Consider the following 25,381-nt stretch of genomic DNA (forward strand, 5'->3'; position numbering starts at 1 on the left):
GGTTTGGGAGGACTGGCCTTATGAATATTCGTGCGGTGGCCGTGGATGAGGCGGCCCGTGTTTCCGCCATCATCGAAGACTGTCTGCATCTGGAAGGGCCGATGCTGCCCATTCTGCACAGGGTGCAGGAGGAGTTCGGTTATGTGCCTGAAAGCGCCAAGCAGATCATTGCCTTGGCCCTCAATGTCTCGCGGGCGGAAGTGCATGGTGTCGTCAGCTTTTATCCTGACTTCCGTGATCATCCCGGTGGACGCCATGTCCTGAAGCTCTGTCGGGCAGAGGCTTGCCAGTCGATGGGCGGCGAGTCTCTCAACAATACCATCAGACAAAAGCTCGGTCTTGACTGGCACGAGACGGCTGCGGATGGCTCGGTCACGCTTGAGCCGGTCTTCTGTCTCGGGCTCTGCGCCCAGGCGCCGGCCCTGATGCTGGACGGCGATGTTTATGCAAGGGTAGACGAGCACTGTCTTGGCGACATTCTGGCGGAGGCGCGCCGATGAGCATCACCGTTTTCGTACCCTGCGATTCCGCCGCTTTGGCTGTCGGTGCAGATCGCGTTGCCGAAGGCATCCGGAGCGAAGCGGCCGCCCGAGGCCATGATGTCCACATCGTGCGCAACGGTTCGCGTGGCCTGCTCTGGCTGGAAGTCTTGGTGGAGGTTCGCACCGATCACGGCCGTATCGCCTATGGCCCGGTCAAGGCTTCTGATGTTTCTGCACTTTTCGACGCCGGTTTTCTTGATGGTGGCGACCATGCGCTCTGTCTTGGGCCTACCAAGGATATTTCGTTCCTGAAAATCCAGACGCGCCTGACGTTTGCGCGCTGCGGCGTCACCGATCCGCTGTCGCTTGAGGATTACCGCGCCTATCAGGGCATGAAAGGACTGGAAAAAGCCGTTTCCATGGCTCCTGCCGAGATCGTCGGCCAGGTAACGGAAAGCGGCCTTCGCGGGCGCGGCGGCGCGGGTTTCCCGACGGGCATTAAATGGAAGACCGTCGCCGATGCCATGGCCGACCAGAAATATATCGTCTGCAACGCCGATGAGGGCGACAGTGGCACCTTTGCCGATCGCATGATCATGGAGGGTGACCCCTTCGTGCTGATCGAGGGCATGGCCATTGCCGGGCTTGCGGTCGGGGCGACGAAGGGTTTCATTTACACCCGCTCCGAATATCCCCACGCCATCAGAACGATGGAAAAGGCCATCGAGATCGCCCGCCGCGAAGGCGTGCTTGGCAACTCGGTGCTGGGGTCGGGCCGCGCCTTCGATATGGAAGTGCGCATGGGGGCCGGCGCTTATGTGTGCGGTGAGGAAACCTCGTTGCTTAACAGCCTTGAGGGCAAGCGTGGCACGGTGCGCGCCAAACCGCCGCTTCCGGCGCTGCAAGGCCTGTTCGGCAAACCGACGGTGGTCAACAATGTCATCTCGCTCGCGTCGATCCCGGTGATCATGGATCGCGGCGCGGCCTTTTATCGGGATTTCGGCATCGGCCGTTCGCATGGCACGATCCCGATCCAGCTTGCCGGCAATGTCAAACATGGCGGATTATACGAGACCGCGTTCGGTTTGCCGCTCGGGCAACTGGTCAACGATATCGGTGGCGGCACGATTACCGGTCGTCCCGTCAAGGCGGTTCAGGTCGGCGGTCCTCTGGGCGCTTATTTTCCCGTCTCGCTGTTCGACACGCTGTTTGACTATGAGGCATTTACCGCCGCCGGCGGCCTGATCGGTCATGCGGGCATCGTCGTCTTCGACGACACGGCCGATATGCTGCGTCAGGCCCGTTTCGCGCTTGAGTTCTGCGCCGTGGAAAGCTGCGGAAAATGCACGCCATGCCGCATCGGTTCGACGCGCGGTGTCGAAACGGTCGATAAGATTTCCCTTGGAATAGAGCGGGAGCGAAATACAGCCCTGCTCGAAGACCTGTGCGAAACGATGAAGTTCGGTTCGTTGTGCGCGCTTGGCGGTTTCACGCCTTATCCCGTCATGAGCGCGCTGCGGCATTTCCCGGCAGATTTTGCACCCATCCCACGCATCGAAGCGGCGGAGTAAGACCATGGCCCTTGTTTTTGAAAACGACTATGGAACACCGAAATCCCTGTCCACCGAGATGGTGACACTGACTATCGACGGCCGTGAAATCACCGTGCCAGCGGGAACGTCGATCATGCGCGCTTCGAGGGAAGCGGGCATCGATGTTCCCAAGCTCTGCGCCACCGATATGGTCGATGCCTTCGGCTCCTGTCGTCTCTGTCTTATCGAGGTGGAGGGCCGCAACGGCACCCCCGCTTCCTGCACCACGCCGGTCGCATCCGGCCTTGTCGTGCACACCCAGACGGAGCGTCTGAAACAGATCCGCAAGGGCGTGATGGAGCTTTATATCTCCGACCACCCGCTCGACTGTCTGACCTGCGCGGCGAATGGCGATTGCGAATTGCAGGATATGGCCGGTGCCGTGGGCCTGCGCGATGTGCGTTACGGTTACGATGGCGACAACCACGTGAAGGCCCGCGCCAGTGATGGCGCTCTCAACGCCAACTGGATGCCGAAGGATGAGAGCAACCCTTATTTCACCTATGATCCGTCGAAATGCATCGTCTGCTCCCGCTGCGTTCGCGCCTGTGAGGAAGTGCAGGGGACTTTCGCGCTGACGATCGAAGGACGTGGCTTCGAGAGCCGGGTGTCGCCCGGCGCGCATGAAGCGTTTCTCGATTCCGAATGTGTGTCCTGCGGCGCCTGCGTGCAGGCCTGTCCAACGGCGACGCTGACCGAAAAATCGGTGATCGAAATCGGCCAGCCGGAACATTCGCTAGTCACGACCTGCGCCTATTGCGGCGTCGGCTGTTCGTTCAAGGCGGAGATGCGCGGCGAGGAATTGGTGCGCATGGTGCCGTGGAAGGACGGGCAGGCCAATCGCGGCCATTCCTGCGTCAAGGGCCGCTTTGCTTATGGTTACGCCAGCCACCGCGACCGTATTCTCAACCCCATGGTCCGGGAGAAGATTTCCGATCCGTGGCGGGAAGTGACGTGGGAAGAGGCTTTTTCGCATGTCGCCTCGGAATTCCAGCGGATTCAGGGGGCTTATGGCCGCGAATCCATCGGCGGCATCACCTCGTCGCGTTGCACCAATGAAGAGACCTATCTGGTCCAGAAACTCATCCGCGCCGGTTTCGGCAACAACAATGTCGATACCTGCGCCCGCGTCTGCCATTCGCCGACGGGTTATGGTCTGGGGCAGGCGTTCGGCACCTCTGCCGGCACGCAGAATTTCGATAGCGTCGAGCACTCGGATGTCGTCCTTGTCATCGGCGCAAACCCGACCGACGGCCATCCGGTTTTCGGCTCTCGCCTGAAGAAGCGGCTGCGCCAGGGCGCCAAGCTGATCGTTATCGATCCGCGCCGCATCGATCTTGTCCGCACACCGCATGTGGAAGCGTCTTTCCACCTGCCGCTGCAGCCGGGCACGAACGTCGCCGTGCTGACGTCGCTTGCCCACGTCATCGTCACCGAAGGACTGTTCGACGAGGCCTTTATCCGCGAGCGCTGCGACTGGTCGGAATTTGAAGACTGGGCCGCTTTCGTTGCGGAACACCAACACAGCCCGGAGGAGACCGAAAGCTTTACCGGCGTACCGGCAGAGGAGTTGCGCGGTGCCGCAAGGCTGTTTGCCCAGGGTGGCAATGGCGCGATCTATTACGGTCTCGGCGTTACCGAACACAGCCAGGGCTCGACAACCGTCATGGCGATTGCCAATCTGGCGATGGCCACCGGTAACATCGGCCGGCCGGGTGTGGGCGTCAATCCGCTGCGTGGCCAGAACAATGTGCAGGGCTCCTGTGATATGGGGTCCTTCCCGCACGAGCTGCCGGGCTATCGGCATATTTCCGATGACGCCACGCGCGACGTCTTTGAAAAACTCTGGGGTGTGAAGCTCAACAACGAGCCGGGACTGCGCATTCCCAATATGCTGGATGCTGCCGTCGACGGCAGCTTCAAGGGCATCTATATTCAGGGCGAAGATATTCTTCAGTCCGATCCGGACACCAAACATGTCTCCGCCGGTCTCGCCGCCATGGAATGCGTCGTCGTCCACGATCTATTCCTCAACGAAACGGCCAATTACGCGCATGTCTTCCTGCCCGGCTCGACCTTCCTCGAGAAGGACGGAACCTTCACCAATGCGGAACGCCGCATCAACCGCGTTCGCAAGGTGATGACGCCGAAAAATGGCCTTTCGGACTGGGAGGTCACGCAGAAACTTGCCCAGGCCATGGGGCTTGGCTGGAATTACACGCACCCGTCTCAGGTCATGGACGAAATCGCAGCCACCACGCCAAGCTTTGCCGGTGTTTCCTATGACTATCTGGAGGTCAACGGTTCGGTGCAGTGGCCCTGCAACGAGAAATTCCCGATGGGCTCGCCGATCATGCACGTCGACGGTTTCGTGCGCGGCAAGGGCAAGTTCATCCGCACCGAATATGTGGCGACGGATGAGCGCACCGGCCCGCGCTTCCCGCTGCTTCTGACCACGGGACGCATTCTGTCGCAATACAATGTCGGCGCGCAGACGAGGCGCACGGAAAACGTCGTGTGGCATGAGGAGGACCGGCTGGAAATCCATCCGCACGATGCCGAACAGCGCGGCGTCAAGGATGGCGACTGGATAAAGCTCGTCAGCCGTTCCGGCGATACCACGCTCAGAGCGCTGATTACCGACCGCGTCGCCCCCGGTGTGGTTTATACCACCTTCCACCATCCGGGCACGCAGGCCAATGTCATCACCACCGACTTCTCCGACTGGGCGACCAACTGTCCGGAATACAAGGTGACCGCCGTGCAGGTGTCGCCTTCGAACGGGCCGACTGAGTGGCAGGAGGAATATGACGCGCTTGGCCGCCGGTCGCGGCGGATCACCGGCAAGCTGGAGGCAGCCGAATAATCGGGGCCGGGGGTGCCCCGGTCATTTGAAACACGGACGCCGACCGGCAGGCGGCGCGGGGGAGCAGCATGTTGCTTAATCACACCGACGAAAAACTGGTGAGGATGGCGAACCAGATCGCGACTTTTTTCCTCTCGCAGCCGGAGGGTGTCCGCATCGACGGCGTCGCCACCCATATCAACAAATTCTGGGAGCCGCGCATGCGCCGCCGGTTTTTCGAGATTGTCGATGCCGGTGCCGGAGAGTTTTTGCCGCTGGTGATAGCGGCCTCGCAGGAGATCAAAAGGCCCGGAACGCCTGTCGACGATGCGGTCGGCCTTGGGGAGGATGCCACGGGCGCGCCGGGCGGCAAAGGGCCGGCTGCGGGTGAGTCCCTGTCCGAACCGAGCATTCCTGAAACCAGACATTGAACGCGGCGAGGGGCCGCCTTCACCTATTGCCGCATGGGAGAGCATTCGGCGGTTTCGCCCTGCCATACGGGGCGCGAAAATTTGTCCAGACATCCACGAGGGAGGTAGTGTCAATGGCAGTAGCAGGCGTATCTGCGGGAGAACCGGTGCAGGCCGGAATTCTGGACCGCGAACGGATCATAGCGAAACCCGGATTTAACCGGTGGCTGGTGCCGCCGGCGGCTCTGGCCATTCATTTATGCATCGGCATGGCCTATGGCTTCAGCGTCTTCTGGCTGCCGCTGTCGAAGGCGCTGCCGGTGACGGATCCCAGTTGCTCCAGCATCACCCTTGTCGGTGCGTTGTTCACAACGGATTGCAACTGGCGTGTGGCCGATCTCGGCTGGATTTACACGCTGTTTTTTGTCCTTCTGGGTTGCTCGGCGGCAATCTGGGGCGGCTGGCTGGAAAGGGTAGGGCCGCGCAAGGCCGGTTTCGTCTCCGCCTGCTGCTGGTGCGGCGGCATTTTGGTCGCGGCGCTGGGCGTCATGACGCATCAATTATGGCTCATGTGGCTCGGGGCCGGCGTCATCGGCGGCATCGGGCTGGGGCTGGGTTATATCTCGCCGGTCTCGACCCTGATCAAATGGTTTCCGGATCGTCGCGGCATGGCGACCGGCATGGCAATCATGGGCTTCGGCGGCGGTGCGATGATCGGTGCGCCACTTGCCAATATCCTGATGAACACCTTCAAGACGGATGTCTCCGTCGGCGTGTGGCAGACTTTCGTCGTCATGGCCTTGATCTATTTCGCCTTCATGATGGCGGGTGCTTTTGGTTATCGTATTCCGCCCGCCGGCTGGCGTCCGGAAGGCTGGACGGCGCCCGCGGCCAAAAGCGCGATGATCACCCATCGTCACGTGCATTTGCGCGATGCGCACAAGACGAAGCAATTTTGGCTGATATGGGTGGTGTTGTGCCTCAATGTTTCGGCTGGCATCGGCGTCATCGGCATGGCGTCACCCATGTTGCAGGAAATCTTTGCCGGTTCGCTGATCGGCCTTCCGGGCGTCGGTTTTGCGGATCTGGATGCCGGTCAGAAGGCACAGATCGCCGCCATTGCGGCGGGGTTCACCGGCCTGCTGTCATTGTTCAACATCGGCGGGCGGTTCTTCTGGGCCTCCATGTCCGACAAGCTGGGCCGCAAGAACACTTACTTCTGCTTCTTCATCCTCGGCATCATTCTCTATGCCCTGGCCCCGACATTTGCGACCATGGGCTCCAAGGCGTTCTTCGTTCTGGCTCTGGGCATCATCCTGTCGATGTATGGCGGTGGTTTCGCGACCATTCCCGCTTATCTCGCTGATATCTTCGGCACGCAGTTCGTCGGCGCCATCCATGGTCGGCTGCTGACGGCATGGGCAACGGCCGGCATCGCCGGACCGGTGGTTGTCAACTACATCCGTGAAGCGCAGATTGCCGCCGGTGTTGCACCGGGTCCGGCGCTATACACCAGCACCATGTATATATTGGCGGGCATGCTGGCGATCGGCCTTATCGCCAACGCGTTCGTGAAGCCGCTGCCGGAAAAATGGTTCATGTCGGATGCGGAGGTTGCCGCACTTCAGGCGAAAACCGCGGCCGCCAGCGCCGGCCCGACCGGCTCATTCGGCATCGGCAGGGGTGGTCTCGACGCCAAGGCCGCCTTCGCGTGGCTTGCGGTCGGCATACCGCTTCTCTGGGGCGTGTGGGTCACGGTCAGAAGCAGCCTTGCGCTGTTTGGCTGAGCGGATTTCGTTCGGTCATGCAGAATGAGTGCGCCGCTGACGAGGAATGCGTCTGCTTGTAGTCGGTGTGTTGCCTGATCAAGGCGCTAAAAAGAGGGAGGTGGTTCAGGTTCCATGAGCCGCTTCCCCAAACTCGCAAACACTGTCGGCCTCGTCGCAGGTTCAAATCTGAGCCACGCCAATGCGCGCTTTAATTTTCCGGGGGCTGAACTTCTCTTTTATTATCCCGGCCGGCCTTTGGTGGCCGCACCTCTTTGCGATGATTAGCGCCCGCGTGCACGCTTGGCGAGGAGAGCGGAGGTGGCCGAAGCGCGGTCCGACTGTTCTTTTGCAAGACGTGCTTCCCGAAGCCGCAGGCTCTTTGCTTCGCGGGATCGCGCAATGGAATCAAGCTCCTCGAATGCTTCTTCCTTCGCGAAAAACGGTGCCTGAATATGGCTGAAGGCAATCTCTGCCTTCTGGCGAGAGATGCTGTATTTTTCTGTCATCGGTGTTCCGGTGGTAAGGCTCGGCAAGCGAGCAAAAAATAAAAGGCCAGGCGATGTGCCTGGCCTTGATTGGGTTAGTATGCTTCCGGCAGTGCCAGTACATCCGTGGTCAAAGGAAAGCAAATACCCGTTCAGGCAGCCTGCAGGTTGCAGGCCGACATTTTACCCGACTTGTTGTCGCGCTCCAGATCGAAGCTGACCTTCTGGCCTTCGACGAGTTCACGCATACCTGAACGCTCAACGGCGGAGATATGAACGAAAGCATCGGTGCCGCCATTGTCAGGCTGAATGAAGCCGAAGCCCTTGGTGGAATTAAACCATTTAACTGTGCCAGTGGTCATGATGAACCCTTTCATAGCAATAGAGAAACCACAGCACTCAGGCGCCGCGGATGATGATAGCGATTTTGAAAGGAAAGGTTCGTTCAGAACGCGTTGCCAAGACACGTGATAAGCAAAGCTAAGCAAGCAAATTCGATTGCCTCTTCTATCGGGTCGATGTCGCAATGTCAACTATTGGTTTCCGTATCGAAATCTTCGTCAAGAAATTGCGTCGCGGTGGGGATCGGTAGGTTGGCCGAAAGCTGAGCATTAACAAAGGCCAAGCTTGAGGCTCGGCCTTTGCAGATGGCTGGCTTGAGCGCGGATCGGTGTCACCGCCAGCTGGCAAGCAACCCTTCAAGTGTGGCGCGATCTTGCTTATCGAGACGCGCAAGCCCCGGCGCACGAACGGGACCGACCGTAAGCCCGAGGATTTCCATCGCTTCCTTCACCACCGTCACATTCGCGCCGTTGCGGTACCGTGTCCGCAGCCGTTCGAACAGCTCGATCTTTTCGACGATCTTTCGGGCCGCGTCGAAATCCCCTGATGTCAGTGCGTCGAGGACCTGCAATGAAAACTGCGGCGCGACGTTGACGAGACCCGATGTGAAACCGCGTGCGCCGGCCGCGCAAAAGGCGGGCGCCCAGCTTTCCGCCAGTCCGCAGACGTACAAAGCGCCGTTCGGATCGGAAGCTGCAATCGCGCGCGACAACAGCATGATGTCGGTGGTGGCGAATTTGATGCCGGCGACATTCTGGTGGCTGGATAGCCTGACCATGTCATCAACCGAAAAACCGTCGGCACGGACATAGGCCACCAGCGGCAATTCGCTGCCCTCTGCAAGGCCGATAAAATAGTCGATCTGTGATTGCGGAGCTGCAAAAGGGTCGACCGGCTGATGCGACATGACGGCGGAAGCCCCCATTTCCTTTGCCTGCCGCGCCATGGACAGTGCCTCTCGCTGCGAGCGCCCGATCGCCGCTGTTACCGGGGCTTTCCCGTTCACGCCTTTGATCGCGGCCTCATAGACCTTCAGAATTTCAGCGGGCGTCAGGGCGTAGAACTCGCCGGTATTACCCGCTGCGACGATATTCTGGATGCCCGCCTTTGCCACGCGGGCGTAAACCTCGGCGGTGACACTGGCGTCCACGTCGCCGCCTCCATCATAAGCCGTCACGGGAACGCCGGAGATGCCTTGCAGGGCCTGGCGAAAATCGAATGTCGTCATCAATTTGTTCCTCAAGGTAAAAGGGCGTCTCAGATGGAGAATTTGTGCACGGGCGTGCCAGCGATGGGCGCATCGAATGCAACGACCGTGCCCGCCGTGGAAACACCGTTGGTTTCGGTCACGAGACTGGTGAGATAGAGCGTCTTAAGGTCCGGACCGCCGAAACACGGCATGGTCGGCCCCTTGAACGGCAGCTTGTAGATCTCGAATAACTCGCCTTCAGGCGTAAAGCGGTTGAGACGTCCGGCCTGAACGCCGGCGCTCCAGTAACAGCCTTCGCTATCGGTCGCAGCACCATCCGGCCTGCCTTCGTCGGGCGCGAAATCGTGAAGGCGTTCGGCCGGGCCGAGCTTGCCGGTGGCGACATCGAAATCGAATGCCTGATACATGAGGCCGCTGCTGTCGGAATGGTACATCCGCTTTCCGTCAGGGCTCCAGGCAAGCCCGTTCGATGTGAACATGTTGCCGTTGATGATACGCTCGATGCCGCCGTCAGGCGCGACACGATAGAGACGCGCATTGCCTGTGGGCACGGCGGCCTCGTCGCGGGTTCCTACCCAGAAATGCCCGTCCGGGCCAACCTTGCCGTCGTTCAGGCGGCTGTCGGGTCGCCCTTGATCGGGATCGCACAGAAGGTCGAGCTTGCCGCTTGCGGGGTCGAGCAGATGCACGCCGGTCTTGAGGCCCGCCACAACAAGGCCATTGTCGCACAGACCGAGACAGCCCACCTGCGCGGGCATGTCGAACCTGTCCAGCTTTCCGTCCGCATGCAGGCGGAAAATCGCCGGGGCGAGAATATCGACGAACCACAGATTGCCGGTCCGCTCGTCCCATGCGGGCGATTCGCCAACTTTCAAAGGCGTATCGACGAGGGAGCGAAGTTTCGGTTCTATGATGCGCGGCTGGCTCACTGATTATTCTCCATCGCCCGTTTAGGCTTCGTTTTTTTGAATTGCGGGATCGGTTCTAGCCGCCGACGCCCTGAAACATGCGGGCGCGGGCTTTGAGGATGTGGTCTTTCATCGCGTTATGCGCCGCCTGCTCGCGCCGCGCAAAAATTGCTTCCACGATGGCAGTGTGCTCGTTCTGCACTTCGCGCACATGCTGCGGCGTGCGTTTGAGGCTGAGGCTGCGCGTTACAGACTGGCCAATCGCAAAATGCGGTTTGAACCACATCCGCACGGTGATGTGGAACTGGTTATGGCTTGCCCTCGCAATGGCTTCGTGCAGGGCGAAATCTTCCTCTGCGCCAAGATCGTTGCGCTCGAGACATTGTTCCAGAGCGGCAATTGCCTGCTCGATCCGCGTCTTGTCGGCCGCCTGCCAGTTGCGCGCCGCAAGTTCGGCCCCCGAGGCCTCAAGGCCGGCCCGGAACTCGAAAAAGCGCTGCACGTCGGCGAGCGAACCGACCGGCACCTGCTGCAACACCGATGAGTCGGGTTGCTGGCGCACGTAGGAGCCGGAGCCTTTCTGCGAAACGACAAGCTCGTCATTGCGCAGCCGCTCCAGCGCTGCGCGCACCACCGGCCGGGAAGCCCCGAACAGCGAGGCCAGGCTTTGTTCGGATGGTAGCCGCTCGTTTATGGGAAACCGCCCGTCCGAAATCATGCCGACGATCTTTTCGTAGACGATGTCGCTGAGCCGGGTCTCGCCGCGTGCGGCCGGCGATGTGGTCATATTGTCCATCAGCACACCTTTCGTTGCAAATCGCTGAAGTTGAACGGTTTCCTGTATGTCATCCGCAACAGAAATACCGGGGTTTTATCAGCGGGGGGCGCTGCCGTTCCGATCTTTATCGTCAAGCCTGTCTTCTAAAATCGCTCTACGAATAAAAAATATGTAAAAAGCTGTCAATACTTGTAATCATCTGAAAACGCCCATATGGTCTGCCCCTGCCGGTGGAGGATCGGCGTGCTGGCTGGCCGGGAGGGCCGTTGCGACACAGTGAAAGCTGTTTTGCTGCCGGTGATTTTTTGGGAGGATAATCGATGCGCGATGGGGATAAATTTTCGCTGGGCGTGACGCGCCGAACCTTTGTGGCGGGGCTTGGGGGTGTCGCTGCCCTTTCTGTCATCGGGACCTCGGCCTGGGCTGCCGCTGGCAAGGAAGCGCCGGACCTGGCGGCCTTGGTAAAGGACGGCAAATTGCCGCCTTTGGCCGAGCGCCTGCCTAAAAATCCGATGGTGGTGACGCCGCACGAAAAGATCGGCACCTATGGCGGCACATTGCGCCGCGGCCTGCGCGGCTCGTCGGACCATAACGGCATCCTGCGCATGGTCGGCAATCAGGGTCTGGTGCGCTGGAACATGGACTTCACCGAAGTTCTGCCCAACCTTGCCGAAAAATGGGAGGTCAATGACGACGCCTCGCAGTTCACCTTCCATCTGTTGCAGGGCGCGAAATGGTCTGACGGCCATCCCTTCACCGCAGATGACGTGGTGTTCGCCATCGAGGACTGCATCAAGAACAAGGAGCTCTATAGCGCCACCCCGGCCCAGCTCTCCGTCGCCGGCAAGGCCGTCGATGTCGAAAAGGTCGATGACTTCACGGTAAGGTTCAAATTCGCAGCGCCGAACGCGCTTTATCTCGAAAATCTCGCCACGCCGCTTGGTCAGCACCCAACGCTGTTTGCCAAGCATTATTGCAGCAAGTTCCTGCCGAAATACAACACGTCGCTCGATGCCGATGTGAAGGCGGCCGGCGTGTCCAGCTGGACGGAACTGTTCCGCGCCAAGTGCGGTGACATCGAAATCCCGTCGCGCTGGTCGAATGTCGACAAGCCGACGCTTGACCCATGGGTGGTCAAGGAGCCCTATTCCGGTGGTGCGACACGGGTGGTGATGACCCGTAACCCTTACTTCTGGCAGGTCGATACCGAAGGCAACCAGCTTCCTTACATCGATGAGGTCAATTTCGGCATCTCGCAGGATGTCGAATCGCTGATGCTGAACGTCATTTCCGGCAAGATCGACATTCAGGAGCGCCATATCAGCGTTCTCGCCAACAAGCCGACCCTGTCGCAGAACATGAAAAAGGGCGATTACCGCCTGCTGACGCTGGTGCCATCCGCCTCGCAGCAGTGCCAGATCTACCTCAACATCACCCATAAAGACCCGGCAATGCGCAAGATGTTTGCCGACAAGTCGTTCCGTCAGGCGCTGTCCGTCGCTCTCAACCGGCAGGAAATCATCGACATCGTCTATTTCGGCCAGAGCGAGGGATATCAGGCGGGACCACGCCCGACGCATCCCTGGTACAATGAAAAACTGGCGCGCCAGTACACCGAATATGATGCCGCCAAGGCGAATGAACTTCTCGACAAGGCCGGTTACGACAAGAAGAACGGCAATGGCATGCGGCTGCGGCCGGACGGTCAGCCGATCTTCTTCTCCATCGATGTCATCCCGACGCTCTATCCCGATCTGGTCGATGCGCTGGAACTGGTGAAGGCGCAATGGGCGCAGATCGGCGTCGATATCAAGGTCAACACCATCGAACGCGCGCTGTATTACACACGCGGCGATGATAACGCCCATGATGCGGCGGTGTGGCCCGGCCCCGGCGGTCTCGATCCGATGCTCGACCCGCGCGATTTCTTCGCCTTCCATCCGCAGGGTTCGCGCTACGCAATTCCGTGGGCGCTCTGGTACACATCCAACGGCCAGAAGGGCGAAGAACCGCCGGAAAGCCAGAAGAAGCGCTTCAAACTGTTCGATGAGGCGCGTTCGACGGCCGACCTTGCCAAGCGCGGCGAGAAGATGAAGGAAATCTTCGATATCGCGGCGGACGAGTTCGAGACGATCGGCCTCTGCCTTGCGGTCGGTGGTTTCGGCATCATCCGCAACAATCTGCGCAACGTGCCGGAAACCGAGCCCGACAGCTGGTCGTGGCCGAACCCCGGCCCGGCGCTGCCGCAACAGTTCACCTTCACAAGCTGACACCGCCATATGGGCGTCGCTGCCTCACCGCGGCGACGCCTTTCAGGTTGTTTCTACCACCCACAAACCCGTCTCCTTAGCGGTGCGTGCGGTATAATGTGATTGCGAGAGCGACATGCTGCTTTTTATCGTCAAACGCCTGCTGTGGATGATACCGTCCCTGTTTGCCGTCAGTTTCCTTGCCTTTGTCCTGATACAGCTGCCACCCGGCGACTATGTAACGACCTATATCGCCACCCTGGCCGCTTCCAACGAGGTCATCGACCACAATACGGCAGCGCAGCTGCGTGAACGTTTCGGCCTCGATGATCCGATGATCGTGCAATATCTGAAATGGATATGGGGCATCATCAGCCGGGGTGATTTCGGCATCTCTTTCGAGTGGCAGCAGCCCGTTTCAGGCCTGATCTGGGAGCGTATGGCGCTGACGCTGGTTCTGGCCGTCGCCAGCCTTCTCGCCACCTGGGCCATCGCCCTTCCCATCGGTGTTTTCTCCGCCGTGCGCAAATATTCGATCGGCGATTATCTCTTCACCGCCTTCTCGTTTTTCGGCCTGTCCATACCGTCATTCCTGCTGGCGCTGGTGCTGATGTATGTCGCGGCGGTGGAGTTCGGGGCCGATGTCGGTGGGCTGTTTTCGGCGGAATATGAAACGGCGTCGTGGAGCATTGCCAAGATGATCGATCTGATGGCGCATATCTGGCTGCCGGTCGCTATCCTTGCCGTCTCTTCCACCGCAAGCCTGATCCGCGTCATGCGCGCCAACATGCTGGACGAATTGCCCAAACCCTATGTGACCACGGCGCGTGCGAAGGGATTGTCCGAGTTCAGGCTGCTGACAAAATACCCTCTGAGAATTGCCCTTAACCCGTTCATTTCTACCATTGCGTGGCTGCTGCCCAACCTCATTTCGGGCTCCGTGGTTGTCGCCATCGTGCTCAACCTGCCCACGGCCGCACCGCTGCTTTTGCAGTCGCTGATGGCGCAGGACATGTATCTCGCCGGCGCTTTCGTGCTTTTGATCTGCGCGCTGACGCTGATCGGATCGCTGATCAGCGACATCCTGCTTGCGCTGGTCGATCCGCGCATCCGTCTCGAATAGGAGGGCGCCATGAGCGATATCGCAATCACCACCAACACCCGGCCGGACCGCGCCGCCGTCGCCTCGCAGTGGCAGCTCATCTGGTGGGCGTTCAAGCGCCACAGGCTGGCCATGGTCGCCCTGTTCATCACCATCGCCATGTATATCGTCGCGCTTTTGCCTGGTTTCTTCGCCATCAACGATCCGGTGCTGCAAAATGCGCGCGCCACCTTCCATCCGCCGCAACGTGTGCATTTCATCGATACGACGGACGGCTTCTCGCTCGGAATGCATTATTATCCGCTGAAGCTGACGCGCGATCCTGAAACGCTGGCTGCTGTGTTCGTCGAAGATACGGCGAAGAAAATCCCGGTCCAGCTTTTCGGTCGCGGCTACGAATATTCCGTGCTCGGCCTGTTCACCACGGATATCCACCTGCTGGCCTCGACCGACAAGACGCGGCCGCTCTTCCTTTTCGGTGCTGATCGCCTTGGCCGCGATGTTTTCAGTCGGGTGGTGCAGGGATCGCAGATTTCGCTGTCCATCGGCCTCGTCGGCGTGTTCTTCTCGCTGTTGCTCGGTGTCGTCCTCGGCGGTATCTCCGGTTATTACGGCGGCCGCATCGATTTCGTCATGCAGCGGGTGATCGACTTCGTTCTGTCACTGCCCACCATTCCCATCTGGCTGGCAATGGCCGCCGCCCTGCCGCAGGGCTGGCCGGCAACGCTGCAATATATGATGATCACCATCATCCTGTCCTTGACCGGCTGGGCGCAGCTTGCCCGCGTCGTGCGTGGCCGGTTCCTGTCGCTGCGGACCGAAGAGTTCGTGGCGGCAGCGCGGCTGGATGGCGTGTCGGAAGGGCGCATCATCTTCCGCCACATGCTGCCGAGTTTTTCGAGCCATATCATCGCCTCGGTCACGCTTGCGGTTCCGGCGATGATCCTTGCGGAAACCTCGCTGTCCTTCCTCGGTCTTGGCCTCCAGCCGCCGACGATTTCCTGGGGCGTGCTGCTTCGCGAGGCACAGAATATTCGCTCGATTGCAACTGCACCGTGGCTGTTCCTGCCCGGCGTGGCTGTTGTCGTTGCCGTCATGGCGCTCAATCTGCTCGGTGACGGTCTGCGCGACGCAGCCGACCCCTATAACAAGTGAGGCCCCGGATGAGCGATATTCTCTCCATGAAGTCTGCCCGACCGCTGCTTGACGTCCGCAATCTGGTCACCGAATTTCCCGTGCGAAACGGCATTTTCCGGGCGGTCAACGATCTGTCTTTCTCCATCGATCCCGGCAAGACGCTCTGCGTCGTCGGCGAAAGCGGTTCCGGCAAATCCGTTACCGCCCGCTCGATCCTGCAGATCATCGACAGCCCCGGTTACATCGCCTCCGGGTCGATCATCCTCAACCGTGCCGACGGCACGTCGCTTGATCTCGCAAAGCTCGATCCGCGCAGCCGGGCCATCCGCTCGGTGCGCGGCGCAGACATCTCGATGATTTTTCAGGAGCCGATGTCATCGCTGTCGCCGGTGCATACCGTTGGCGACCAGATCACCGAAGTTCTGCGGCTGCACTTGAAGATGAGCAAGGCGCAGGCACGGGCGGAAGCCATCGAGCTGCTGCGGCAGGTGGAAATTCCCAACCCTGAAAAGGCGCTGGATCGTTATGCCTTCCAATATTCCGGCGGCATGCGCCAGCGCGCCATGATCGCCATGGCGCTGGCCTGCAAACCGCAACTGTTGATCGCCGACGAACCGACGACGGCGCTCGACGTCACGACACAGGCCGAAATCCTCGACCTGATATCGCGGCTGCAAAAGGCGCATGGCATGGCGGTGCTGTTCATCACCCATGACATGGGTGTGGTGGCGCAGATTGCCGATGACGTGCTGGTCATGCATCACGGCGTCGCCAAGGAATACGGCACCGTCGACGAAATATTCCACAATCCGCAGGACCCCTATACGCGCATGCTGATCGGTTCTGTTCTGAAGCTGGAGCAGAAGGCGGAAATCCGGCTTGCCCGCCCGCCGCTCGATCTTGCCGCAGCACCGATCCTCGAAGTGAACGACCTCTCCATGCATTTCGGCGAGATGAAGGCGCTGGATGGCGTGTCCATCAAGCTGCTTCCGGGCGAGACGCTCGGCATCGTCGGCGAAAGCGGCTCCGGCAAGACCACGATGGGTCGCTCGATCATGCGCCTCTACGATCCGAACGGCGGCGAAATGCTTTATCGTCGGGCGGATGGCACGGTGGTCGATCTCGCCAAGATCGAAGGCGCCGAGCTGAAGGCGGCGCGGCGTGAGTTGCGCATGGTGTTTCAGGATCCGTTCGGCTCGCTTAATCCGCGCATGACGGTGGCGCAGGTGATCGGTGAACCACTGCTGGTCAATGGCATCGCGAAAGGCAAGGAACTGGACGAGCGCGTCTGCGCGCTGATGGAGCAGGTGGGTCTCGACCCGGCCGGGCGTGAGCGTTATCCGCACGCCTTTTCCGGCGGCCAGCGCCAGCGTATCGGCATCGCCCGCGCCATCACGCTACGGCCGCGCATCATCGTGGCGGATGAGGCGACATCGGCGCTCGATGTTTCTGTGCGGTTTCAGGTGCTGGATCTGCTCATGCGGCTGCAGGACGAGCTTGGGCTGGCTTACATCTTCATCAGCCATGACATCGGCGTCATCAGATATATGTGCGACCGCGTCGGGGTGATGTATCGCGGCAAGCTGGTGGAAGTGGGAGAGGCCGAAAAGGTCTGCAACGCGCCGGATCATCCGTACACGCAGGCGCTTCTATCGGCCATTCCACGCCCGGACCCGCGAGACCGGGATCGCACCCGAAGGTTCCGTTATGTCGAACCACCCGAGATCAAGAACGGGGTTGCGGCCCGATAGTGTCGCGGCTGTTGCATCCTGAAATTCACGAGGAAGACTAAAGCATGAAAATCGATCGCATGCGGGTATTCGTCACCCGCGACAAGGACCGTCCCCGCGTTGTCGTCGCTCTCGATACCGACGACGGTCTGACCGGCTGGGGTGAATGTTACAATCACGGCCCCGATCTCGCCTTGCCGCCAATTCTGGACTACCTCTATGGCTTTCTTGCCGGGCAGGACCCGACGCGGGTCGAGTATCTCTACAACCTTCTCCTCCAGCAGAACCGCTTTCCACCCGGCGCGCTCGGTCTCTCGGCAATCTCGGCGCTTGACCATTGCCTTTGGGACCTTGCAGCCAAGGCGGCCGGCGTGCCGGTCTACAAGCTGCTGGGCGGTGAAGTGCGCGACCGCATCAAGGTCTATGCCGGCGTCTATACCGCGCCGGATGCGCCGGCAGCAAAAGAAGAGTTCGATCGGCTGAACGAGGATTGGGGGTTCACGGCCTTCAAGCTCAGCCCGTGGCGTCTCGATATTCACGCCCATCGCTGGGGCGAGGTAGTGCGCAGTTCGGCCGAATATTTCCGTTCGCTGCGCGAAACGGTGCGGCCTGACTACGATATCGCCTTTGACGCCCATGCCAAGATTTTCGAACCCGCCGCCGCCCGCCAGCTGGGTAACGCGCTTGCGCCTTACGATCCGCTGTTCTTCGAAGAGCCGTTGCGCCCGGAAAACATCGAGATGTGGGGAGACCTGAAACAGGGACTGAACTGCACGCTGGCAACAGGCGAAAGTCTTTATAATCGCAATGAGTTCCTGCGTCTTCTTCAAGTAAAAGGTGCGGATATCATTCAGCCCGACATCTGCGTTGTCGGCGGCATTTCGGAAATGCGCCGCATCGCCACGCTTGCGGAAGCCCACTTCGTCAGCATCGCGCCGCACAACCCGATGGGGCCGCTCGCCACTGCCGTCAACGTGCATTTCTCCGCCGCCCAGCAGAATTTCCGTATTCTCGAATACCGGCTTCCGAAAGGGCAATGCTACGTCTACGGCGGCACCGATCTCGAAAAACGCGAGGACGAAACGCGTTATGTCGTCGACCCCTATCTGCCCAAGGACGGATACCTCGAACTGAGGCCGGATCGCCCGGGCTGGGGTATCGAGATGGACGAAAAAGCCATGCAGGAGGATGGCTATGTTCACTGGCAAAGACGGGTGCCGAAACGGCCTGACGGCTCCTATGCCTTCGCCTGAAACAGTCTCGATTGCCTGCGGGCCGCTTTCGGCCCGCCTGAGCCCCGCCTGGGGCGGCAGGATGACCCATCTGCGCCATGCGGATTATGGTGACATTCTGGTGCCGACATCAGAGCCGAATTTCGGGCCGTTCAACTGGCCGAGAGCCGGTGCATACCCGCTGTTTCCGTACCACAACCGGCTTTATGGCGGCTCCTTCGTCCATGCGGGCATCCGCCATGATCTGCTGCCCCATCCGGCCCTTGCTCCGGACGCCATGCATGGCCCCGCGCACCGTCGAGCATGGGAGATTTCCAGTCTGTCTTCCGATTGCATCGGGCTGATGCTGGAATACAAAGCTGACGGTGAATGGCCGTTTTCTTTCCGCGCCGAACAGTCTTTCCTGCTGGACGATGCTGGCCTCGCCGTGGAACTGTCGATCACCAATCTGGCGGATGTGCCTGCGCCGATGGCGCTTGGCTGGCATCCCTACTTTGCTGCCGGGCTCAACTGTGACGCATCGACAGACGCCAGGCTGCAATATCCTCTGGACGCGCAAAACGTACCGACCGGTCAGCCGGCCGCGCCTTTCGCGGAACCTGCCATCCCCGCCACGACGGGATACACCCTGCATTTCACCTGTTGGTCAAAGGCGCAGGTTCAATGCGGCGGGTTTTCACTGCGGCTCGAGGCCGACCCCGTTTTTTCCCATCTGGCCGTGCACCGCATGGACCGTTATCTTTGCCTTGAACCCGTTTCCATGGCAGCCGGAACACTTGGTTTGCCGCAGGCGGGACGAGAAGGGCAGGGTCTGAGGATAGCCGCCCCCGGCGAGCGACTGTCGGGGCGCATCAGGCTCTCCATCAATCCTTGAAGAGATACGCTGTACCGGCAAGGCCAGGGGCGGCCCCGCCCCACATGGTTCACTTTCAAAAAAAAGCCACTTGCCCATATTTTGAGCGCTAATTATGGCCGCTCAAAAATGCGCTTGACGTGCGCGAAAATTTCTCACCAAATGAACCAATATGAGATTGGTTCAATGATTGGTGCGATGTGGCGGTGAACCCTAACGACAACTCCAACTACGCCCTGGCGAAGCTGCGTGACTATATTCAGACGCAGGATCTTACCAAAGAAGGTCGTTTGCCAACGGAGCGGGCTTTTGCGGAGAGTTTTAATGTCGGCCGTCGTTCGATTCGTCGTGCGCTGGAGGTTCTGGAGGCCGAAGGCCTGATCTGGCGGCGGCAGGGGGCCGGGACCTTTGTGGGTGAAAAGCCTGACGATTGGTCCGCTCAGGTCACCGAACTGGTGGCCGGCACTGATATCATGGAAATCATGGAGGTGCGTCTGCGCATCGAGCCGCAACTGGCGCAACTGGCGGCCATGCGCGCCAAGCCGGCCGAGGTGGAGCGCATGCGCGCGCTTGTCCAGAAGACCGGCCAGAGCACGGATGCCGATGCCAAGGAGCTATGGGATGGCTCGCTCCATCGGCAGATCGCCCAGAGTGCCGGCAACAAACTCTTCCTGTCGATCTTCGATGTCGTCAACCGCATCCGTCAGGATGATGCATGGCAGTCGATACGGGAACTCGCCCGGCGTAGCGGCACGAATGGCAGGGCATCTTTCGAACAGCACATGGCCATCGTCGATGCCATCGCCGACCGCGATCCCGCAAGAGCCGGTGAAGCGATGCGCCAGCATCTTCTCATGCATCAGGAAAGGCTGATCCGCGCCACCTCGCTTGGCTTTCTGGAGGAGGGAACCGGGGAGGGCAATGCGGCTGAAGCCGATGATTCACTGACCGCAGCCTCTTGAGGCCGCGGATGAAAACCGTCGTCCCTTCAAGGGCGGCCAATGACAAAAAGTCAAAATAACCACACCAGAGGAAAGAACATGAAGAAAATCCAGACATTGACTGCGGCGCTGCTCGCCAGCGCATTGCTCGCCGCGCCGGCGCTATCATCCGAATTGCGCATCGGCCTCAACGACGATGCCGATGTGCTCGACCCCGCGCAATCGCGCACCTTCGTCGGCCGCATCGTCTACACGGCCATGTGCGACAAGCTGGTGGACATCTCGCAGGACATGAAGATCGTGCCCCAGCTTGCCACCGAATGGGCGTGGTCCGAAGCCGGCAAGGTGCTGACCATGAAAATCCGCGATGGCGTCAAGTTCCACAATGGCGAGACGCTTGATGCGGCCGCCGTCGTCGCGACCATCGAGCGCAATATGACGCTGCCGGAATCGCGCCGCAAAAGCGAGCTGTCCTCGGTCGAGAAGGTTGAGGCGACGGGACCGCTGGAGGTGAAATTCACGCTGAAGACGCCTGACGTTACCCTTTTGGCGCAGCTTTCCGACCGCGCCGGCATGATCGTTGAACCCAAAGCGGCCAAGGAACTGGGCGCGAATTTTGGTTCGAAACCGGTTTGCGCCGGGCCGTTTAAATTCGTCGAGCGTATCCAGCAGGACCGTATCGTGCTCGAGAAATTCGCTGACTATTGGGACAAGGACAAGGTCCTCGTCGACAAGGTCGTTTATCTGCCGATCCCCGACACGACCGTGAAGCTTGCGAACCTTCGCGCCGGCGACCTCGATATCGCCGAGCGTATTTCGGCGTCCGATGCGGAATCCGTCAGGAATGACTCCAAGCTGACCTATGCCGATGTGATCGGGCCGGGTTACATGGCCATGTATGTCAACATGAACAATGGCGCGCGCGCCGACAATCCGCTCGGCAAGGACAAGCGCCTGCGGCAGGCATTCTCCTATGCGATCGACCGCGAGGCGATCGGCCAGATCGTTTTTGAAGGCACCTCCAAGGGCGGTAATCAGGCTTTCCCGCCGACAAGCCCCTGGTTCAACCAGAACCTGCCCGTGCCGCCGCGCGATATCGACAAGGCCAAGCAGCTGATGAAGGAAGCGGGTTACGAGAAGCTCGACGTCGAGCTTCAGCACGCCAACAACACCACGCAGACGCAGATGATGCAGGTCATCCAGTCGATGGTGGCCGAGGCCGGTTTCAACGTCACCCTGAAGGCGACGGAATTTGCGACGCTGCTGTCCGAACAGACCGCCGGCAATTACCAGCTCAGCCGTTCCGATTGGTCGGGTCGCATCGATCCCGATGGCAACCTGCACCAGTTCGTCACCTGCAAGGGCGGCATCAACGATGTGAAATATTGCAACCCTGAAGTCGACAAGCTGCTGAACGAGGCTCGCGCCTCGACCGAAGATGCGGTGCGCAAGGAAAAATACGATGCCGCAAGCGTCATCCTCAACGATGACATGCCGATCATCTATCTCGGCCACCAGCCTTATGCCTATGCCATTTCCAACAAGGTCAAGGGCTGGGCGCCGTCGCCTGATGGGATGATCCGCCTTCTCGGCGTCAGCAAGGACTGACAGCTTTGAACAGGTCGCACGGCTTGCCGTGCGGCCCCCAGCACCGGACTCAAACGGGGGCAATGCCATGCCTGTCTATATCGGCAAGCGACTGCTGGTCGCGATCCCGACGCTTCTCATCATTTCCATCTTCGTTTTCTCGCTGCAAAAACTGCTGCCGGGCGATCCGGTTCTTGCCATGGCGGGCGAGGAGCGCGATCCCGCGACGATTGAATTCCTGCGGGAAAAATATCGCCTCAACGACCCGGTGCCTCTTCAGTACCTCAACTGGCTGGGCGGTGTGGTGACCGGCGATTTCGGCATTTCGCTGCGCACCAACCAGCCGGTGCTGGAATTGATCGGCCAGAAGCTGCCGGTCACCATTCAGCTGGCGGTCATGGCGATGTTCTTCGCCATGGTCATCGGCATTCCCATCGGCATTCTGGCCGCCGTCAAGAAGAATACGTGGATCGACTACACGGCCAATATCGTGGCGCTTTCCGGCCTGTCGATCCCGAATTTCTGGCTCGGCATCATGCTCATCCTGCTGGTGTCGGTGAAACTCGGCTGGCTGCCGGCATCCGGTTATGAATCGATCTTCGTCGACCCTGTTCGTTCCATCGAAACCATGATCATGCCTGCCTTCGTGCTGGGCAATGCGCTTGCGGCGACGCTGATGCGTCATACCCGCTCGGCGATGGTGGCGGTTTTGAGTTCCGACTATATCCGCACCGCCCGCGCCAAAGGGCTTTCGCCGCGCGAAATCATCCTGTCGCACAGTTTCCGCAATGCGCTTCTGCCGGTCATCACGCTGCTGGCGCTGCTCTTCGGTGAGTTGCTGGCCGGGGCGGTGCTGACGGAGCAGATTTTCACTATTCCCGGCTTCGGCAAGATGACGGTCGATGCGGTGTTCACCCGCGATTATGCCGTCGTGCAGGGCATCGTTTTATGCACCGCCGTTGGTTTCATCCTCATGAACCTTCTGGCCGATATCGCCTATGTCCTGCTCAACCCCCGCCTCAGGGCGACAATCTAAGGCCCTGATATCATGACCGTTCTTGATCAAAACATCTCCGCACCGGCGACACGGCAGGAAAGCCGCGCCTGGAAGAAAATGAAGCGCAACAAATCGGCGCTGGCCGGCATGATCATCGTGCTGTTTTTCGCGGTGCTCGCTATCGCTGCGCCGATCCTGCCGATTGCGGACCCGATTGCGACCAGCTGGTCGGCCATCCGCAAGGCGCCCTCGGCGGCCCATTGGCTCGGCACCGACGATCTCGGCCGCGACATTCTCTCGCGCATGATCTATGGCGCGCGCGCCTCGCTGATGGCCGGCGTCGTCTCGGTGATGATTGCAGTGGTCATCGGCGTGCCCTTTGGTCTCATATCCGGTTATTTCGGCGGCTGGGTGGATATGGTCATATCCCGCATCACCGAAGCGCTTCTGGCCATGCCCTTCCTCATCATGGCGATTGCGCTCGCAGCCTTTCTCGGGCCGAGCCTCACCAACGCGATGATCGCCATCGGACTTTCCGCCATGCCGATTTTCGTGCGGTTGACGCGTGGACAGGTGCTGGCGGTCAAGATGGAGGATTATGTCGAGGGTGCAAGGTCGATCGGCCTCAACCACATCGATATCATGACGCGTTACATCCTGCCGAATGTCTTTGCTCCGATCATCGTGCAGGCGACGCTGACGGTGGCGACCGCCATCATCGCGGAGGCAAGCCTTTCCTTCCTGGGCCTTGGCCAGCAGGCGCCGGCGCCCTCATGGGGTTCGATGCTGAACACTGCAAAGAATTTCTTGAGCCAGGCCCCGTGGATGACGATGTGGCCCGGCATCGCCATCTTCCTCGTCGTCATCGGTTTCAATCTTCTGGGCGACGGCCTGCGCGATGCGCTCGATCCGCGCGAAGCATGATTTTTTACAAGGAAATACCCTGATGAATGAATTCACCACACGCCCCGAGATCCTTGGCACCTTCGGCGTCGTCACCTCAACGCACTGGATCGCATCGGCGGTTGGCATGGCGATCCTCGAAAAGGGCGGCAATGCTTTCGACGCCGCCGTCGCCACCGGTTTCGTGCTGCAGATCGTTGAGCCGCATCTGTGTGGCCCCGGCGGCGACATGCCCGCCGTGTTTTATTCAAAGCAGAAGGACAAGGTGGAGGTCATCTGCGCGCAGGGTCCGGCCCCGAGCGGTGCGACGATCGAGCATTATACCTCGGAAGGGCTGAAGCTGATCCCCGGCGACGGGCTGCTGGCAACGGTCATTCCCGGCGCTTTCGACGGCTGGATGCTGATGTTGCGCGACTATGGCACGATGAGCGTGCGCGAGGTGCTGGACCCGGCCATCTATTATGCCGAACACGGGCATCCGACGCTGCCGCGTGTCTCCGCCACCATCAAGGGACTGGCGGCGTTCTTCGAGAAGGAATGGCCGACCTCCCATGAGACATGGCTGCCGGGCGGTGCCGCACCTGAGCCTCACGCCAATTTCAGGAACCCGGTTCTGGCCGCAACCTATCAGCGGATCATCACCGAAGCCGAAGCGCGTTCCGGCCGCGAGAACCAGATCGAAGCGGCGCGGGATGCGTTTTATCGGGGTTTCGTTGCGGAAGCCATCGACAGTTACGTCAGCACCGCAGAAGTCATGGATGCCAGCGGCGCAAAGCACAAAGGCGTGCTGACGGCGCAGGATATGGCCGGGTGGAGCGCGACCGTAGAAGCGCCGCAGACGTTCGATTATCATGACTGGACGATTGCCAAGACGCCTGCCTGGGGGCAGGGTCCGGTTCTGCTGCAATCGCTCGCTTTGCTGAAGGGCTTCGATATTGCGGCCATGGACCCGTCCGGGCCTGATTTCATCCACACCACCGTCGAAGCCATGAAGCTCGCCTTTGCCGACCGCGAGGTCTATTATGGCGATCCGGAATTCGGGCAGATCCCGACCGAGTATCTTCTTTCTGAAGGCTACAACGCCGGGCGTCGCAAACTGATCGGCAGCGAGGCATCGCTCGACCTGCGCCCCGGCACCGTGCCCGGTTACGAAAAGCAGGTGGATGCCACCATGGCGATGCTGGCCGAGATGAGCGGCAAGGGCACCGTCTACGAGCCGACCATGTCACACCTGACCGAGAAGCGCGGTGACACGGTGCATATCGATGTCATCGACCGCTGGGGAAACATGGTTTCCACCACGCCATCGGGCGGCTGGCTGCAATCTTCGCCCATCGTGCCCGGTCTGGGTTTCGCGCTCAATTCCCGCGCCCAGATGTTCTGGCTGAAGGAAGGCCTGCCGACCTCGCTTGCGCCGGGCAAACGCCCACGCACGACGCTGACGCCGTCGCTTGCGCTGCATCAGGGCCGCCCCTCGATGGTGTTCGGCACGCCGGGTGGTGATCAACAGGATCAATGGCAGCTGCCGTTCTTCCTGCGTTATGCGCATCACGGTAAGAACCTGCAGGCGTCCATCGACATGCCGCTGTTCCACACCTCGCATTTTCCGGGTTCGTTTTATCCGCGCACCAGCTCGCCGGGTGAAATCATGGTGGAAAGCACGGTGGGCGAGGCCACACTCGATGAACTCCGCCGTCGCGGTCACCGGGTCACGGTTGCCGATGCCTGGTCGGTCGGGCGACTGACCGCAGCAAGGCGGGATGCGGATGGCCTGTTGCGGGCGGCCGCCACACCCCGGCTGATGCAGGCCTATGCGGTGGGGCGTTGAC

At 60.3% G+C, this 25,381-nt stretch carries 21 protein-coding genes; 16 read left to right on the forward strand and 5 right to left on the reverse strand.

What is annotated here, in order from left to right; genetic code table 11:
- Positions 1–20: 20 nt before the first annotated feature.
- The 5 genes from DXT96_RS19755 to DXT96_RS19775 all read left to right on the forward strand — a co-directional run bounded on the left by DXT96_RS19755 (position 21) and on the right by DXT96_RS19775 (position 7,116).
- Entirely contained in the window at positions 21–500 is a 480-nt protein-coding gene (locus tag DXT96_RS19755; RefSeq protein ID WP_153516088.1) for a formate dehydrogenase subunit gamma, read from the forward strand.
- Entirely contained in the window at positions 497–2,053 is a 1,557-nt protein-coding gene (locus DXT96_RS19760; protein WP_153516089.1) for an NADH-quinone oxidoreductase subunit NuoF, read from the forward strand. The genes DXT96_RS19755 and DXT96_RS19760 overlap by 4 nt, the downstream gene beginning before the upstream one ends.
- 4 nt (positions 2,054–2,057) lie before the next feature.
- Entirely contained in the window at positions 2,058–4,940 is a 2,883-nt protein-coding gene (gene fdhF / locus DXT96_RS19765; protein ID WP_153516090.1) for a formate dehydrogenase subunit alpha, read from the forward strand.
- A 68-nt stretch (positions 4,941–5,008) separates the two neighbouring features.
- Positions 5,009–5,350, forward strand: coding sequence for a formate dehydrogenase subunit delta (locus tag DXT96_RS19770; RefSeq protein ID WP_153516091.1), 342 nt, complete (start codon positions 5,009–5,011; stop codon positions 5,348–5,350).
- A 113-nt stretch (positions 5,351–5,463) separates the two neighbouring features.
- Positions 5,464–7,116, forward strand: a complete 1,653-nt coding sequence (locus DXT96_RS19775; RefSeq protein ID WP_149901030.1) for an OFA family MFS transporter — start codon at positions 5,464–5,466, stop codon at positions 7,114–7,116.
- Positions 7,117–7,379: 263 nt separating this feature from the next.
- Here DXT96_RS19775 and DXT96_RS19780 read toward each other — a convergent pair whose 3' ends face one another.
- The 5 genes from DXT96_RS19780 to DXT96_RS19800 all read right to left on the reverse strand — a co-directional run bounded on the left by DXT96_RS19780 (position 7,380) and on the right by DXT96_RS19800 (position 10,839).
- Positions 7,380–7,604, reverse strand: a complete 225-nt coding sequence (locus DXT96_RS19780) for a hypothetical protein (protein ID WP_149901031.1) — start codon at positions 7,602–7,604, stop codon at positions 7,380–7,382.
- A 131-nt stretch (positions 7,605–7,735) separates the two neighbouring features.
- Positions 7,736–7,945 (reverse strand): cold-shock protein, encoded by a 210-nt coding sequence (locus DXT96_RS19785; RefSeq protein ID WP_153516092.1) that lies wholly within the window; start codon positions 7,943–7,945, stop codon positions 7,736–7,738.
- 311 nt (positions 7,946–8,256) lie between these two features.
- Positions 8,257–9,153 (reverse strand): dihydrodipicolinate synthase family protein, encoded by an 897-nt coding sequence (locus DXT96_RS19790; protein ID WP_153516093.1) that lies wholly within the window; start codon positions 9,151–9,153, stop codon positions 8,257–8,259.
- A 29-nt stretch (positions 9,154–9,182) separates the two neighbouring features.
- Positions 9,183–10,064, reverse strand: coding sequence for an SMP-30/gluconolactonase/LRE family protein (locus DXT96_RS19795; protein ID WP_371418934.1), 882 nt, complete (start codon positions 10,062–10,064; stop codon positions 9,183–9,185).
- 55 nt (positions 10,065–10,119) lie between these two features.
- Positions 10,120–10,839 carry a FadR/GntR family transcriptional regulator gene (locus tag DXT96_RS19800; protein ID WP_153516094.1) on the reverse strand — a complete coding sequence of 240 codons (720 nt, stop codon included), beginning with the start codon at positions 10,837–10,839 and terminating at the stop codon, positions 10,120–10,122.
- A gap of 302 nt (positions 10,840–11,141) precedes the next feature.
- Between DXT96_RS19800 and DXT96_RS19805 the strand changes: the two genes are divergently transcribed.
- The 11 genes from DXT96_RS19805 (at position 11,142) to DXT96_RS19855 (ending at position 25,380) form a co-directional block, all read left to right on the forward strand.
- A complete protein-coding gene (locus tag DXT96_RS19805) occupies positions 11,142–13,091 on the forward strand; it encodes an ABC transporter substrate-binding protein (protein WP_153516095.1) in 1,950 nt (649 codons plus the stop codon).
- Positions 13,092–13,206: 115 nt separating this feature from the next.
- A complete protein-coding gene (locus tag DXT96_RS19810) occupies positions 13,207–14,193 on the forward strand; it encodes an ABC transporter permease (RefSeq protein WP_149901037.1) in 987 nt (328 codons plus the stop codon).
- 9 nt (positions 14,194–14,202) lie between these two features.
- A complete protein-coding gene (locus DXT96_RS19815; protein ID WP_153516096.1) occupies positions 14,203–15,327 on the forward strand; it encodes an ABC transporter permease in 1,125 nt (374 codons plus the stop codon).
- Between the two features lie 8 nt (positions 15,328–15,335).
- Entirely contained in the window at positions 15,336–17,060 is a 1,725-nt protein-coding gene (locus tag DXT96_RS19820; protein WP_194287685.1) for an ABC transporter ATP-binding protein, read from the forward strand.
- A 44-nt stretch (positions 17,061–17,104) separates the two neighbouring features.
- Positions 17,105–18,292, forward strand: coding sequence for a galactarate dehydratase (locus DXT96_RS19825; RefSeq protein WP_153516097.1), 1,188 nt, complete (start codon positions 17,105–17,107; stop codon positions 18,290–18,292).
- On the forward strand, positions 18,279–19,145 hold the full coding sequence (locus DXT96_RS19830) for an aldose 1-epimerase (protein ID WP_153516175.1): 867 nt from the start codon (positions 18,279–18,281) through the stop codon (positions 19,143–19,145). Before DXT96_RS19825 ends, DXT96_RS19830 begins: the two co-directional genes overlap by 14 nt.
- A gap of 179 nt (positions 19,146–19,324) precedes the next feature.
- A complete protein-coding gene (locus DXT96_RS19835; RefSeq protein ID WP_149901041.1) occupies positions 19,325–20,086 on the forward strand; it encodes a FadR/GntR family transcriptional regulator in 762 nt (253 codons plus the stop codon).
- 78 nt (positions 20,087–20,164) lie between these two features.
- Entirely contained in the window at positions 20,165–21,673 is a 1,509-nt protein-coding gene (locus DXT96_RS19840) for an ABC transporter substrate-binding protein (RefSeq protein WP_153516098.1), read from the forward strand.
- Positions 21,674–21,740: 67 nt separating this feature from the next.
- On the forward strand, positions 21,741–22,688 hold the full coding sequence (locus DXT96_RS19845) for an ABC transporter permease (RefSeq protein ID WP_006311351.1): 948 nt from the start codon (positions 21,741–21,743) through the stop codon (positions 22,686–22,688).
- 12 nt (positions 22,689–22,700) lie between these two features.
- Positions 22,701–23,573, forward strand: coding sequence for an ABC transporter permease (locus DXT96_RS19850; RefSeq protein WP_194287686.1), 873 nt, complete (start codon positions 22,701–22,703; stop codon positions 23,571–23,573).
- A gap of 22 nt (positions 23,574–23,595) precedes the next feature.
- Positions 23,596–25,380: a gamma-glutamyltransferase family protein gene (locus tag DXT96_RS19855; RefSeq protein ID WP_153516099.1), complete on the forward strand. Its 1,785-nt coding sequence runs from the start codon at positions 23,596–23,598 to the stop codon at positions 25,378–25,380.
- Position 25,381 lies beyond the last annotated feature (1 nt).

It is taken from the genome of Agrobacterium sp. ICMP 6402 (assembly GCF_009498615.1).
Taxonomy (GTDB): Bacteria; Pseudomonadota; Alphaproteobacteria; order Rhizobiales; family Rhizobiaceae; genus Agrobacterium; species Agrobacterium burrii.

Coding starts and splice junctions, on each gene's coding strand:
- DXT96_RS19805 (WP_153516095.1), top strand. CDS start 11,142: ATGCGCGATGGGGATAAATTTTCGCTGGGCGTGACGCGCCGAACCTTT.
- DXT96_RS19845 (WP_006311351.1), top strand. CDS start 21,741: ATGCCTGTCTATATCGGCAAGCGACTGCTGGTCGCGATCCCGACGCTT.
- DXT96_RS19815 (WP_153516096.1), top strand. CDS start 14,203: ATGAGCGATATCGCAATCACCACCAACACCCGGCCGGACCGCGCCGCC.
- DXT96_RS19760 (WP_153516089.1), top strand. CDS start 497: ATGAGCATCACCGTTTTCGTACCCTGCGATTCCGCCGCTTTGGCTGTC.
- fdhF (WP_153516090.1), top strand. CDS start 2,058: ATGGCCCTTGTTTTTGAAAACGACTATGGAACACCGAAATCCCTGTCC.
- DXT96_RS19780 (WP_149901031.1), bottom strand. CDS start 7,604: ATGACAGAAAAATACAGCATCTCTCGCCAGAAGGCAGAGATTGCCTTC.
- DXT96_RS19755 (WP_153516088.1), top strand. CDS start 21: ATGAATATTCGTGCGGTGGCCGTGGATGAGGCGGCCCGTGTTTCCGCC.
- DXT96_RS19775 (WP_149901030.1), top strand. CDS start 5,464: ATGGCAGTAGCAGGCGTATCTGCGGGAGAACCGGTGCAGGCCGGAATT.
- DXT96_RS19800 (WP_153516094.1), bottom strand. CDS start 10,839: ATGGACAATATGACCACATCGCCGGCCGCACGCGGCGAGACCCGGCTC.
- DXT96_RS19790 (WP_153516093.1), bottom strand. CDS start 9,153: ATGACGACATTCGATTTTCGCCAGGCCCTGCAAGGCATCTCCGGCGTT.
- DXT96_RS19770 (WP_153516091.1), top strand. CDS start 5,009: ATGTTGCTTAATCACACCGACGAAAAACTGGTGAGGATGGCGAACCAG.
- DXT96_RS19855 (WP_153516099.1), top strand. CDS start 23,596: ATGAATGAATTCACCACACGCCCCGAGATCCTTGGCACCTTCGGCGTC.
- DXT96_RS19850 (WP_194287686.1), top strand. CDS start 22,701: ATGACCGTTCTTGATCAAAACATCTCCGCACCGGCGACACGGCAGGAA.
- DXT96_RS19810 (WP_149901037.1), top strand. CDS start 13,207: ATGCTGCTTTTTATCGTCAAACGCCTGCTGTGGATGATACCGTCCCTG.
- DXT96_RS19830 (WP_153516175.1), top strand. CDS start 18,279: ATGCCTTCGCCTGAAACAGTCTCGATTGCCTGCGGGCCGCTTTCGGCC.
- DXT96_RS19840 (WP_153516098.1), top strand. CDS start 20,165: ATGAAGAAAATCCAGACATTGACTGCGGCGCTGCTCGCCAGCGCATTG.
- DXT96_RS19825 (WP_153516097.1), top strand. CDS start 17,105: ATGAAAATCGATCGCATGCGGGTATTCGTCACCCGCGACAAGGACCGT.
- DXT96_RS19785 (WP_153516092.1), bottom strand. CDS start 7,945: ATGACCACTGGCACAGTTAAATGGTTTAATTCCACCAAGGGCTTCGGC.
- DXT96_RS19820 (WP_194287685.1), top strand. CDS start 15,336: ATGAGCGATATTCTCTCCATGAAGTCTGCCCGACCGCTGCTTGACGTC.